The organism is Thermophilibacter gallinarum (genome assembly GCF_014982725.1).
GTDB classification, from domain to species: Bacteria; Actinomycetota; Coriobacteriia; order Coriobacteriales; family Atopobiaceae; genus Thermophilibacter; species Thermophilibacter gallinarum.
In genome coordinates this window covers 577,301-589,754 of sequence record NZ_JADCJZ010000002.1, presented here as the reverse complement: position 1 = coordinate 589,754, position 12,454 = coordinate 577,301, and the positions used below count along the sequence as shown (strand labels likewise).

The 12,454-nt window shown below is 68.9% G+C and carries 10 protein-coding genes and 1 tRNA gene; 7 read left to right on the top strand and 4 right to left on the bottom strand.

Annotation, left to right across the window (positions count from 1 at the left end):
• The first annotated feature begins 2 nt into the window (after window positions 1-2).
• The 6 genes from INF26_RS06595 (at window position 3) to rbr (ending at window position 4,060) form a co-directional block, all read left to right on the top strand.
• Entirely contained in the window at window positions 3-1,016 is a 1,014-nt protein-coding gene (locus tag INF26_RS06595; RefSeq protein ID WP_193530050.1) for a hypothetical protein, read from the top strand.
• 97 nt (window positions 1,017-1,113) lie between these two features.
• Window positions 1,114-1,190, top strand: a tRNA-Asp gene (locus INF26_RS06590).
• A gap of 156 nt (window positions 1,191-1,346) precedes the next feature.
• On the top strand, window positions 1,347-2,039 hold the full coding sequence (locus tag INF26_RS06585; RefSeq protein WP_193530049.1) for an HAD family hydrolase: 693 nt from the start codon (window positions 1,347-1,349) through the stop codon (window positions 2,037-2,039).
• 21 nt (window positions 2,040-2,060) lie between these two features.
• Window positions 2,061-2,579, top strand: a complete 519-nt coding sequence (locus INF26_RS06580; RefSeq protein ID WP_193530048.1) for an RrF2 family transcriptional regulator — start codon at window positions 2,061-2,063, stop codon at window positions 2,577-2,579.
• Entirely contained in the window at window positions 2,576-3,442 is an 867-nt protein-coding gene (locus tag INF26_RS06575; protein ID WP_193530047.1) for an HhH-GPD family protein, read from the top strand. The genes INF26_RS06580 and INF26_RS06575 overlap by 4 nt, the downstream gene beginning before the upstream one ends.
• A 72-nt stretch (window positions 3,443-3,514) precedes the next feature.
• A complete protein-coding gene (rbr, locus tag INF26_RS06570) occupies window positions 3,515-4,060 on the top strand; it encodes a rubrerythrin (RefSeq protein ID WP_193530046.1) in 546 nt (181 codons plus the stop codon).
• Between the two features lie 121 nt (window positions 4,061-4,181).
• On the opposite strand, the gene INF26_RS06565 is transcribed toward rbr, so the two are convergent.
• The 3 genes from INF26_RS06565 to INF26_RS06555 all read right to left on the bottom strand — a co-directional run bounded on the left by INF26_RS06565 (window position 4,182) and on the right by INF26_RS06555 (window position 8,376).
• Complete coding sequence (locus INF26_RS06565) at window positions 4,182-5,741, bottom strand: L-lactate permease (RefSeq protein ID WP_193530045.1); 1,560 nt, start codon at window positions 5,739-5,741, stop codon at window positions 4,182-4,184.
• 93 nt (window positions 5,742-5,834) lie between these two features.
• Complete coding sequence (locus INF26_RS06560) at window positions 5,835-7,097, bottom strand: class I SAM-dependent rRNA methyltransferase (protein ID WP_193530044.1); 1,263 nt, start codon at window positions 7,095-7,097, stop codon at window positions 5,835-5,837.
• 16 nt (window positions 7,098-7,113) lie between these two features.
• Window positions 7,114-8,376: a DEAD/DEAH box helicase gene (locus INF26_RS06555; RefSeq protein ID WP_193530043.1), complete on the bottom strand. Its 1,263-nt coding sequence runs from the start codon at window positions 8,374-8,376 to the stop codon at window positions 7,114-7,116.
• Between the two features lie 304 nt (window positions 8,377-8,680).
• Between INF26_RS06555 and INF26_RS06550 the strand changes: the two genes are divergently transcribed.
• Entirely contained in the window at window positions 8,681-9,655 is a 975-nt protein-coding gene (locus tag INF26_RS06550; RefSeq protein ID WP_193530042.1) for a homoserine O-succinyltransferase, read from the top strand.
• A 182-nt stretch (window positions 9,656-9,837) separates the two neighbouring features.
• Here the strand turns inward: INF26_RS06550 and INF26_RS06545 are convergent, their stop codons facing one another.
• On the bottom strand, window positions 9,838-12,417 hold the full coding sequence (locus tag INF26_RS06545; RefSeq protein WP_193530040.1) for an FAD-dependent oxidoreductase: 2,580 nt from the start codon (window positions 12,415-12,417) through the stop codon (window positions 9,838-9,840).
• Between the last annotated feature and the right edge of the window lie 37 nt (window positions 12,418-12,454).

The window sequence follows — 12,454 nt, the reverse complement described above, 5'->3', positions numbered from 1 at the left end:
GCGTGCTCAGGGTCAGCTCCCTCACCGGCCGCAGGGTCCTCCTCCACAAGAAGACGACCACGGCCAAGGATGGCACCGTCACAGACAAGTACACCAAGTTCGGCCGCGTGCGCGCCGCCCTGTTCACGCCGGATGGCAAGCACGTGGCCGGCTTCGTGATCAAGCGGCCGGACGTGGCCGGCATGATCAAGCGAGCCGACGCGTTTCTCGCCTGGGACTCCCTCCGCGTCCTTGACGAGAAGACCGTCCTGGTGACGCGCGCCGATGACGGCCTGGACGACGCCGCGCTGCGTCGCCTCGACCTGGACTGGGACCGCTGCATCATGTGGTCCGGCATGGATGCCAAGACCACGGCCGGCAAGGCGCTCGGCTACGTCTCCGACGCGGAGTACGACGAGAGGACCGGCGCCGTCACCCGCTTCTTCACGGCCGACGGCGGCATGGCCCGCGCGCTCATCGGCTCGTTCGTGATCACGCCCGACATGGTCCGCGGCTACCGCGACGGCTTCATGATCGTGGAGCCCGGCGAGAAGAGTGTCGAGCTGGACGGCGGCCTGGCCGGCGCGGCCGGCGAGGGCTACGCGCGCGCCAAGGCCGGGGCGTCCAAGGTGGGCAAGAAGGTCGGCGCCGCGGCCGGGGAGGCCGTGGACAAGGGCTCGTTCGCCCTGGGCCGCGCGCTCGGCAAGGCAAAGCGCGCCATCGCCGACGCCACCGAGCCGGAGGACCAGCCGCCCGCCGTGCCCCAGGTCCCCGCCGCCGACGTGCGTGTCGAGAAGCCCGTCCAGCGGATCGCCGAGAAGGGCGTCGACCCGAAGGACGCCCCTCGTCAGGCGGCCCCCAAGACCTACGCGCCCGCCACGAAGAAGGCCGCCGCACCCAAGTCCGCGCCCAAGCCCGCCGCAAAGAAGCCCGCATCGACCGGCGACAAGGTCGCCCGTGCTGCCGGCAAGCAGCTCGGCTCCCTCGGCAAGATGTTCGGCTCCTTCAAGGACGAGTTCGACAAGGCCAGCAAGTAGCGCCCGGGCCGTCGCAAGGCCCCGGCCAAATTTTTTTGAGATTGCCCCTTGCCATGGCCGAAACCGTATGAGAGAATAACTTCCGCGCAAAGCGAACGGGGTGTTAGCTCAGCTGGTTAGAGCGCCGGCCTGTCACGTCGGAGGTCGAGGGTTCGAGTCCCTTACATCCCGCCATTTGCACCGTCAAGGGGCCCGCAAGGGCCCCTTTTTTTAGCCGCCGCGCGCCGACCGAAGAGGGCCCCGGACCCGCCTGTCACCGTCTCGCGCGCCCCGCAATTGTCCGCTCGCGCTATCATATCGGTGACGCATCGCTCGAGGAACGGAGCGCCCATGCAGTCCAGTGTCGGCGCGCAGCAACAGAAGGTCGCGGTCTTCGACTTCGATGGCACCTCCATCGACGGTCAGTCGGGGTCCCTGTTCACGCGCTACCTCTTCTCCCACGGCATGATGTCCCCGGCCCGCCTGGCGCGGCTCGCCTGGTGGGGCATCCGCTACAAGCTCCACCTGCCGTTCCGCCAGGACGAGGCCCGCGAGGTCGTCTTCGGCGCGCTGCGCGGCCGCACCTCGGAGGACGTCGACGCCCTCATGACGCACTTCCACGACGAGGTCCTCGCCCCGCTCTACCGGCCGCAGGCGCTCGCCGAGGTGGCCCGCTGCCACGAGCGGGGGCTCCTCGTCCTTCTCGTCTCCGCGACCTTCGAGCCCATCGCCGAGGTCGCGGCGCGCAGGATGGGGGCGGACGGCTTCGTCGCCACGCGCATGGAGCGCGACGAGCGGGGCCTCTACACCGGGCGCGTCGACGGCCCGGTGGTGGCGGGCGACGAGAAGTGCCGCGCGGTCGAGCGGTGGTGCGACTCCCATCTCGGGGAGGGGCGCTGGGTGCTCGAGTGCGCGTACGCCGACCACCACACCGATGCGCCGCTGCTCGAGGCCGCGCGGGAGGCGCGCGCCGTGTGCCCGGGCAAGACGCTGGCCATAAGCGCGCGGCGCCGCGGCTGGCCCGTGCTCGACTGGGACGACTAGCCGACGGGAGGCGGAGGGACCATGGACATCTCCAAGAAGACCGACTACGCGCTGCGCATGATCGCCGCGCTGGTGGAGAACCCCGACGGCGTCGTGTCGGTGCGCACGGCGGCGAGCGAGAGCGGCGTCCCGTACTCGTTCGCGCGGTCGATCCAGCACGACCTCGCGGTCGCGGGCCTGGTCACCAACACGCGCGGCGCCAACGGCGGCATGCGCCTCGCCGTCGACCCCCGCGAGACCACGCTGCTGCAGGTCGTCGAGGCCGTGCAGGGCGAGATCTGCTTCTCCGGCTGCCACAACGCGGACGGCTGCGGCAACCCGTGCCCCAACCTGCCGCACTGCCACTACTCGCCGGTGTGGTGCAACGCCGAGCACATGCTCCGTGCGTTCTTCTCCAAGGTGACGCTCTACGACCTGATCGTCGAGGGCCGCTCGCCGGTGCTGCGCGGCGACTTCGAGCTGCTGCCCGAGGACGAGGCGCGTGCGGCGGCCGTCGAGGCCGAGGCCGAGACCGCCCCGGACGACGGCGCCGACGCATGACGGACGACGCCGACCTTCTCGCCTTCCGCGCCCTCGTGCTGGAGCGCGGGCGCGAGCTCTACCGCGACCTCCCGTGGCGCCGCACGCGCGACCCCTATGCCGTCTGGATCTCGGAGGTCATGCTCCAGCAGACGCAGACCTCGCGCGTGGACGGCCGCTGGCAGCGCTGGCTGGAGCGCTTCCCCACGCCCGACGCGCTCGCGGCGGCGGCGCCCGCTGACGTCCTGGACGAGTGGCAGGGGCTCGGCTACAACCGGCGCGCCCTCGCGCTGCACCGCGCCGCGCAGGCTGTGTCCGCGCTCGGCGGCGCGCTCCCGACCGAGGCCGCGGCCCTCGAGGCGCTCCCCGGCGTGGGGCCCGCCACGGCGGCCGGCATCCGCGCCTTTGCCTTTGACCTGCCTGCCGTCTACCTGGAGACCAACGTGCGCTCGGTCCTGCTCCACGAGCTCTTTCCCGACGCGGAGTCCGTTCCGGACCGCGAGCTCGTGCCCATCCTGCGGGCCACCTGCCCCGACGACGCGAGCGACCCCGCCGACGACCCGCGCGCCTGGTACTACGCGCTCCTCGACTACGGCGCCTACCTCAAGCGGAGCGTCCCCAACCCGTCCCGGCGCTCGCGGGGGCACGCGCGCCAGTCGCGCTTCGAAGGCTCGCACCGCCAGAAGCGCGCGGAGCTGCTGCGCGTCCTTCTCGCCCATGCGCCCGAGGGCGGCGCCGCGCTCGAGGTCCTTCTCGACGAGCTGAACGCGGTCGAGGTCGCGGCCAAGAGAGCGCCGCTCACCGAGAAGAACGTCCGCTCGCTGCTGAAAGAGCTGGAAAGCGAGGGGTTCTGCCGTCTTCTCGATGGCCGCTGGACTGTCTAAATGATATATTGTCTCAATACCGGGCACGAGGCCCGGCACAGGCGTCCCCGCGGGGACAGGAGAGGAGCACCAATGGCCGTTGACTTTGAGAGCTCTCAGACCAAGAAGAACCTGGAGGCCGCCTTCGCCGGCGAGTCCCAGGCCACCAACAAGTACGCCTACTACGCGAGCAAGGCCAAGAAGGAGGGCTACGAGCAGATCTCCGCGATCTTCACCGAGACCTCCGGCAACGAGAAGGAGCACGCCAAGCTCTGGTTCAAGTACCTCCACGGCGGCGAGGTGCCCGACACCCTGACCAACATCAAGGACGCCGCCGCCGGCGAGAACTACGAGTGGACCGACATGTACAAGGGCTTCGCCGAGACCGCCGAGGCCGAGGGCTTCACCGAGATCGCCGCCAAGTTCCGCATGGTCGGCGAGGTCGAGAAGCACCACGAGGAGCGCTACCTCAAGCTGGCCGAGCGCGTCGAGAAGGGCGAGGTCTTCGCCCGCCCGGGCGTGAAGGTCTGGAAGTGCCGCAACTGCGGTCACCTGCACGTGGGCGCCGAGGCCCCCGAGGTCTGCCCGGTCTGCAACCACCCCAAGGCCTACTTCGAGGAGCAGGCAATCAACTACTAGTCGCCTGACCTGATACGCGCTGGGAGAGGCCCCCGACTTCCACGCAGGACTGCGCTTCGCGGAAGATCCTGCTTAGGAAGTCGGGGGCCTCCCGCGTACAGGTCGCTCCTGCCTGAGGGGGCTACCCCAGGACGAGGGCGCCGCCGTAGACGAGGATCGCCATGGCGAGGGCGAAGGCGAAGGCGTACGGGGCGATCTTGCCGAGGATCTCGCCGTCCTTGCCGGTGAGGCCGCACGCGGCGCAGCCGATGGCGATGTTCTGCGGGCTGAGCATCTTGCCCGCGGAGACGCCGAGCGAGTTGGACGCCACGAGCCAGGTCTCGTTGGCGCCGATGGACTGCGCGGCGTGGAGCTGGACGTTGCCGAAGAGCACCTCGCTGGAGGTGCCCGATCCGGTGACGAACGTGCCCAGCGCGCCCAGCAGCGGCGCGACCAGCGGGTAGAACCCGCCGAGCGACGCGACGAAGAAGTCGGAGATGCTCGCGATCATGCCGGAGTAGCCCATGATCTTGGCACAGGCCAGCACGCCGAGCATCGTGACGACGGTCTTGCTCATCTGCTTGCACGTGGCGCCCAGCACTCCGAGCATCTCGCGCGGCGGGCAGTGCTGGATGAGGCCGCCCACGATGCCGCAGATGAAGATCAGCACGCCAGGCGTGTTCACCCACGAGAAGGTCAGCGTGGCGGTTGGATCGCCGGCGTAGATGTTGACCGTGCTCTTGATCGCGGAGAGCGGGCCATTGACGAAGGGCACGAGCTTGCTGGTGAGCAGCAGCACCGCGAAGATCAGGGCGAACGGCGCCCAGGCGCGCAGCTTGTCGGCAACGGACTCCTCGGGCGCGTCGTCCTCGGAGGACGCGGCAAGACGGAACTTCTCGGGCACCTCGACGCCGCTTTTGTGCATGTGCAGCGCGTAGGCGAAGGTGAGGACGAGCGAGACCACGGAGGCCACCACGTCGGGCAGCTCGCCGCCGATGAAGTGGCCGGCGATCAGCAGGCATGCGGCGAACGACACGCCGGAGACGAGCGCGATGGGCAGCATGCCCCTGAGCGCCTTGCGGCCGTGGCCCACGAGCATGACCATGAGGATCGGGCAGGCCACGACGAACGGGAAGACCTGGATGGCCTGGACCGTGGAGAGCTCGACCACGTCGATGCCCGTGATGGAGGCGAGCGTGGTGGTGGGGATGCCGATGGAGCCGAACATCGTGGGCACGCCGTTGGCGATGAGACAGGCCAGGATGGAGGTCACCGGGCTGATGCCGAGCGCCATGAGCATGCTCGCCGGGATGGCCACGGCGGTGCCGAAGCCGGCCATGCCCTCGAGGAAGCCGCCGAAGCACCAGCCGATGAGCAGCGTGAGGACGCGGCGGTCGGCGGAGACCGAGCAGAGCATGCGCTTGATCGTCTCCATGGCGCCGGTGTGCACGGTGAGGTTGTAGGTGAAGACCGCGGCGATGATCACGATCACGATGGGCCAGAGCGCCATGGCAAAGCCCTCGAGCGCGGCGGTGGCCATGTTGACGGGCGTCATCGCCCAGCCGAGCGCGGCACAGACGGCGGCCACGACGAGCGCGCCGAGGCTCGCGAGGTAGGCCTCCATGTGCAGCCCGCACAGGGCGATGACGAGCCAGATGATGGGGGCGAGGGCGAGGACGAACATGCCAAAGAGCTCAAGCATTGCAGTGACTCCCGAGGTCGTGCGGTCAATCAAGCACTAAATCTATCACTCGGGAGGGCGCCATCGGGCGAGAAACCCCACGCGCCGGCGCGGCTAGACCACCTGGAAGACGAAGAAATCCAGGTAGTGGCTCTCGGGGAAGCCCCAGAGGATGGGGTGGTCGGGGGCCTGCTGGCGCTCCTCGACCTGCTTGAGCTGCACGTTGGCCTGATGCGCGGCCTCGGCGATCGCCTTGGCGAGAAGATCGCGCGTCATGAAGTGGGAGCAGCTGCAGGTGGCCAGGTAGCCGCCGCGGGGCAGCAGGCGCAGCGCCTGGTAGTTGATCTCTCGGTAGCCGCGCGCGGCGTGGGAGACGGTGCCGCGGCTCTTGGTGAAGGCGGGCGGGTCCAGCACGATGAGGTCGAACGGGCCGCCCTCCTCGCGCAGACGGGCGCGGTCGCGAGCGAGCTCGGGGAGGTAGTCGAGGACGTTCGCACAGGTGAAGTCCATGCGGTCGTCCAGGCCGTTGAGACGGGCGTTCTCGCGCGCGAGCTCAATCGCGGTGTCGCTCACGTCGACGCAGCGCACGAACGCGGCGCCGCCCGCGGCCGCGTTCAGGCCGAAGGGGCCCACGTGGCAGAAGCAGTCGAGCACGCGCCGGCCGGCCGCTATCTCGCGCACGGCGCGGCGGTTGTATTTCTGGTCGAGGAAGAAGCCGGTCTTCTGGCTGTTCTCGAGGTCGAGGTCAAAGTGCAGGCCGTTCTCGCGCACCACGAGGCGTGCGGTCTCCGGCGCGGGCAGGCCGTCCCACCAGCCCTTGTACTGCGACAGGCCCTCCTTGGCGCGGGACGCGCCGTCGTTGCGCTCAAAGATCGCGTCGATCTTCTCGCCGTCCGCGGCGAGGGTGTCCACGAGCGCGCGGTACACGACGGGGCGCAGGCGCTCCATGCCCACGGTGCCCACCTGCGTGACCAGGACGTTCTCGTAGCGGTCCGCCACGAGGCCGGGTAGGCCGTCGGCCTCGGAGAAGACCACGCGGCAGCAGGTGGTGTCCGGCTCGGCGCCGGGGAGGCCGCGGCCGGCCATCGCGGTGCGGCGGTGCTGCCACGCCCATGCGACGCGGCGCGCCCAGAAGGCCTCGTCGAAGAGGTCGTTGGCGTTGCGGCTCACCACGCGGACGCGGATCTTGGACTCCTGCGAGAGCAGACCCGCGCCCTGCCATGTGCCGTTCTCCTCGAAGACGTCCACAATCGCGCCGTTCTCGGCGGGATCGGCGGAGATGACCTCGCCCTCGAAGACCCACGGGTGCCCGCCGGCGAGCGAGCGCGCGGCCTTCCGCGTGACGACGACGCGGGGATACGGACGTGCCTGCTTCACGTTCTTCTCGCCAGCCTTAGTAGTGGCGGCCGTAGCGACCGCCGGCGATGCCGCGGCCGCGCCCGCGCGAGCCGGCGAACATAGTGCGCGTGGAGCGCTTGGTGGGGCGTCCCTCCTGCGGCACGATGCGGCCGGCGTCGTAGGTGAAGCCGTCGAGGTCCCACACGGGCACGAGCTTCTTGGTGAAGTACTCGATCTCGCGCAGGGGGCTGATCTCGTCCGGCGCCACGAAGGTGTAGGCGTGGCCGGTGGCGCCCGCGCGGCCCGTGCGGCCGATGCGGTGCACGTAGTCCTCGGGGTCCATGGGGACGTCGAAGTTGACCACGGCGTCGATGCCGGAGACGTCGATGCCTCGGCTCATGACGTCGGTGGCCACGAGGACCTGACACTTTCCCTCGCGGAACTTCTCGAGCGCGCGCTCGCGCGCCTTCTGCGGGCGGTCGGCGTGCATCACGTCAACCTTCACGCCCGCGTTCTTGAGCGTCTTGGATACGTCGTCCACGCGGTGCTTGGTGCGGCAGAACACGAGCACGCGCTCGGGCTTCTCGCCTGCGGCGCCGCCGGTGTCCAGCAGCGCGCGCAGAAGCTCGGTCTTCTGTCCCTGGGTGACGGGGCAGAGGTGCTCCTCCACGGTGTCCGCGGTCTCGCCCACGCGGGCGATCTCCACGGTGGCGGGGTCGGTGAGCAGCGCGTCGATCGTGGACTTGATCGACGGCGGGATGGTGGCCGAGAAGAGCAGCGTCTGATGCTTGGCCGGCAGCGCGTGCATGATGCGGCGGACGCTCGGCCAGAAGCCCATGTCCAGCATGCGGTCCGCCTCGTCGAGCACGAGCACCTTGACCTGCGAGAGGCTCACGTGCTTGTGCTCCATGAGGTCGATCAGGCGGCCCGGGGTGGCCACGAGCAGGTCGCAGCCGCGCTCGAGCTCGCTGATCTGACGGTCGAACTTGGTGCCGCCCATGACGATGACCGCGCGCTGGCCGGTCTTCTCGCAGACCACGCTCACGACCTTCTCGATCTGCGCCGCGAGCTCGCGCGTGGGCGTGACCACGAGCGCGTGCGGGCCCTTGCCCTTCGCACCTGCCACGAGCTGCAGCGCGGGCAGCGCGAAGGCGGCGGTCTTGCCCGTGCCGGTCTGCGCGGAGGCCACGATGTCGCGGCCCGTGAGCACCACGGGGATGGCCTGCTCCTGGACGGGGGTCGGGGTGGTGAAGCCGAGGGCGTCCACCCCGGCGAGGATCTGCTCGTTAAGCCCGAGCTCGGCAAATGTAGTAGTCATGGGGCTAAGTATAGAGCATGGGCGGCATAGCGGGCGCTCCGACATCCTGCTCTGACCCCGAGAGGCAGAATATCGATGGCGCTGTGTCACTTTCGGCCTCGTCTGAGTGCCTCAAATCGAGGCGGGCCGCTAAGGCCCCCGTGTCGGTCTTGCGCCAACTGGGAAAACTCTGTCGCCATGCAAAGACGGGCGGGGCCAGGCACTCAGACGAGGCCGAAAGTGACACAGCAGGCCCTTTTTTCTGCCTGGGCGCCCTCTCCGCCGTATACTTGACGGGTAATGCCGCAGAAACGGAGACCAGAGCATGCCCATTAACATCCCCGACGGCCTGCCCGCAAAGACCATCCTCCAGCAGGAGCGCATCTTCGCGCTCGAGGAGGAGGTGGCCAGCCACCAGGAGATTCGCCCCCTGCGCGTGGCGATCCTCAACCTCATGCCCACCAAGATCGAGACCGAGACCCAGATCCTGCGCCTCATCTCCAAGTCTCCACTGCAGGTGAGCTGCGACTTCATGCGCGTCTCCACCCACGAGTCCACGCACGTCTCGCAGGACCACCTGGTCAAGTTCTATGACACGTTCGACTCCTTCCGCGACAAGAACTACGACGGCCTGATCATCACCGGCGCGCCCGTCGAGCACCTCGAGTACGAGGACGTGGACTACTGGGACGAGTTCTGCGAGATCGTGGACTGGAGCCAGGAGCACGTGTTCTCGACGATGTTTTTGTGCTGGGGCGCGCTCGGCGCGCTGTGGCACCTCTACGGCATCCCCAAGCGCCAGCTCGGTGCCAAGCTCTTCGGCGTGTTCAAGCAGCGCCTCTGCGACGAGTACAGCTTCCTCACCAACGGCTTCGACGAGGTGCACTACATGCCGCACAGCCGCCACGCCGCGATCGACACCGGCGAGCTGGCCAAGCACCCCGAGCTCTGCACGCTCTCCGAGGGCTTCACGAGCGGCCCGTCGCTTCTCGCCACGCGCGACTTCCACGAGGTCTATGTGACCGGCCACTTTGAGTACGGCCGCGACACCCTGGCCGACGAGTTCTGGCGCGACTTCCACAAGGGCCTGCCCATCCGCGTGCCCGAGAACTACTTCCCTGACGACGACCCCGAGCAGCAGCCGCTCTTCACCTGGCGCGCGCACGCCAACCTGCTGTACCGCAACTGGCTCAACTGGGTCTACCAGATGACGCCGTACGACCTGGACGAGATTCCGGCCGCGATTGCGGACCTGCGCGCACGGGCCACGCGCGCCACCGGCCACGTCGACAAGTTCTAGACGAGAAGGACGCTCGCGCTACCAAGAATTCCCTCCCGCGCATCCTCGACGGCATGCGCGGGAGGGATTTTTTGTCCAAACGGACACGAAATCGCCGCGACGCATTCAAAACTTCGAACTAGCGCATGCGTGGCTCCGGATTTGTGGTCGCCCGCAGCCACGCGTCCTTCTCGCCAGCTGTCCTAGCAGGTTGCCCCGCCCACGACGGTCTTGCCGAGGATGGCCTCCTTGTCGATTGGCGCGGTCAGCAGCTTCTCCTGCACGTAGTCAAAGCCGAGGCGCGCCACGGCGTCGGCAAATCGCTCGCCGCTCTCGCCCTCGTCGCGGAAGAAGAGAATCGCGCGCTCCACGAGGTCCATGACCTCGTCCTCGCTGGTGAAGATCTTGTCCAGCGCCTGACCGTGCGCGACCTTCTTGCCCCAGCGCCCACCGATGTAGACCTTGTAGCCCGCAAGGCCCTCGGTCACGGCGCCGAACGGGCACGCGCCCACGCAGCGGCCGCAGTGGTTGCACGCGGAGCCGTCGATCGTGATCTTGCCGTCCGGCCCAATCTGAGCGTCGCCCATCGGGCACGCCTTCACGACCTGGCAGACCTTGCACGCGCGACACTTCTCGAGGTCGATCTGCGGCACGCGCTGGCCAACGATGCCCAGGTCGTTGAGGTCGGGCTTGACGCACATGTTGGGACAGCCGCCCACGGCGATCTTGAACTTGTGCGGCAGGTCCACGCCGTGGTAGCCCACGTAGAAGCGCTCGTGCAGCTTCTCGGAAAGGTCGAAGGTGTCGATGAGGCCGTACTGGCAGGTGGTGCCCTTGCAGCTCACGACCGGGCGCACCTTGGAGCCGGTGCCGCCGGCGTCCAGGCCGTGGTCCTGCAAAAAGCCGATGCACGCGTCGATGTTGTCGTACGGCACCCCCTGGATCTCCAGCGTGAGGCGCGTGGTCATCGTGACCTCGCCGGAGCCAAAGCGCTCGGCGGCCTCGGCCACGGCGCGCTGCTCGTCCACCGTGATCTTGCCGTTGCGTGTGATCACGCGGACGTTGAAGACGCCGTCGTAGCGCTTGTCCTGCAGGCAGCCCAGGCCCTTGAGGCGCTTGACCTCGGCGGCGGGGAGCTTCTTGCCGACCGGACGCGGCACGCGGACCTCGTTGAACGTCACGCCGCCCTCGAGCACGCGCGTCTGCGTGTAGCCTGCGGCCTTGAGACGGTTCTGCGCGAAGTAGCCGCGCTTGCCCTTGGCGCACACCAGCAGGAGCTTCTCGTCCTTCTCGTGACCGGGCAGTCCGTCCGGGCCAATCTTGGTGAGGTCAACCCATTCCGCGCCGGGGATCGTGGGCGCGGGCAGCACGTCGATGACGTGGTAGTCCGCGGCGGCGCCGGCGGCGTACTCGGCTGGCGTGAAGCTCTCGAGCTCGCCCGCGAGCTTGTTCTCCAGGATGTAGGCCGTCGTGACCAGCGGGTGGATGGCGGTCGAGAAGGGCGGTGCGTAGGAGAGGTCCATCAGGTCGAGGTCCTCCACGCGCGCCTTCTGGTAGAGCGCCGTCACCACGACGTCAGTGACCTTGTCGACAGCGCCGGCGCCGAGCACCTGCACGCCAAGCAGACGGTGCGAGTCGCGGTCCGCGACGAGCTTCACCATGAAGCTCGAGGAGCCGGGGTAGTAGTGAGCCTTGTCGTCCACCACGGAGACCACGCTCGCCGGGTCAAAGCCCGCCTCGCGCGCCGCCGTCTCGGTGAGGCCGGTGCGCCCGCCGTTCAGCGTGGGCAGCAGGCGCACGACGCCGGTGCCGAGTGCTCCGGGGTAGGGGGTCGGCGTGCCCGTGAGCGTGCGGGCGATTGCGCGGCCGCAGATATTGGCCGTCGAGCCCATGGCGCTCCACATCGGCTTGCCGGTGATGGCGTTCGTGACCTCGGCGCAGTCGCCGGCGGCGTAGACGTCCGGCAGGTTGGTTGCGCCGAGCTCGTCCACGACCACGCAGCCCTTGTCGAGCGTCACGCCGGAGCCCTCGAGCCACGCCGTGTTGGGCCGGATGCCGATGGAGAGGATCACGAGGTCCGCCGGCAGCGTCCCCGCGCCGGTCTCGACGCCCTCGACCTTCTCGCCGCCCTTTATGCCCGCGAGCGGGCACGACGTCATGACGCGCACGCCGGCGGCCTTGAGCTGGCGCTGCGCGAAGCCGGCCATCTCGGGGTCAAAGACGTTGGGCAGGATCTGCGGCATCGCGTCGATCAGGGTGACGGAGAGGCCGCGCGCGAGCAGGTTCTCGGCGACCTCCAGGCCGATGAAGCCGGCGCCAACCACCACCGCGCGGCGCGCCCCGGCGTCGGCGTAGTCGCGAATGGCCTCGGCGTCGTCGGGCGTGCGTACGGTGAAGACGCCGGGCAGGTCGGTGCCGGGAATGCTCGCGGGCACGAGTGGCGACGCACCGGTGGCGATGACCAGCTTGTCGTACGTCTCGCCGTGCTCGGAGCCGTCCTTCTCGCGCACCGTGACCTCGTGCGCCGCGGCGTCAAGCGCCACGGCCTCCACGCCCGTGCGCACCTCCACGCCCGTGAGCCCCTCGTAGGCGGCCGGCGTGTTGACGATGAGCTCGCCGCGCGTCTGGATGTCGCCGCCGATGTAGTAGGGCAGACCGCACCCGGCGTAGCTGATGTCCTCGCTCTTGGTCACGACCACGACCTCGGCAGACCGGTCGCAGCGCTTGAGCTTGGCCGCGACCTTGGTTCCTGCGGCCACGCCGCCGACGATCAGATATCTCATGGCATTCCTCTCGCTGTGGCGCCGTTCCCTGGCGCGC

What these genes read in the sequence shown, in the direction of transcription:
- INF26_RS06585 (WP_193530049.1), top strand. Translation starts at nt 1,347, where the DNA reads ATGCAGTCCAGTGTCGGCGCGCAGCAACAGAAGGTCGCGGTCTTCGAC.
- INF26_RS06580 (WP_193530048.1), top strand. Translation starts at nt 2,061, where the DNA reads ATGGACATCTCCAAGAAGACCGACTACGCGCTGCGCATGATCGCCGCG.
- INF26_RS06575 (WP_193530047.1), top strand. Translation starts at nt 2,576, where the DNA reads ATGACGGACGACGCCGACCTTCTCGCCTTCCGCGCCCTCGTGCTGGAG.
- rbr (WP_193530046.1), top strand. Translation starts at nt 3,515, where the DNA reads ATGGCCGTTGACTTTGAGAGCTCTCAGACCAAGAAGAACCTGGAGGCC.
- INF26_RS06565 (WP_193530045.1), bottom strand. Translation starts at nt 5,741, where the DNA reads ATGCTTGAGCTCTTTGGCATGTTCGTCCTCGCCCTCGCCCCCATCATC.
- INF26_RS06555 (WP_193530043.1), bottom strand. Translation starts at nt 8,376, where the DNA reads ATGACTACTACATTTGCCGAGCTCGGGCTTAACGAGCAGATCCTCGCC.
- INF26_RS06550 (WP_193530042.1), top strand. Translation starts at nt 8,681, where the DNA reads ATGCCCATTAACATCCCCGACGGCCTGCCCGCAAAGACCATCCTCCAG.
- INF26_RS06545 (WP_193530040.1), bottom strand. Translation starts at nt 12,417, where the DNA reads ATGAGATATCTGATCGTCGGCGGCGTGGCCGCAGGAACCAAGGTCGCG.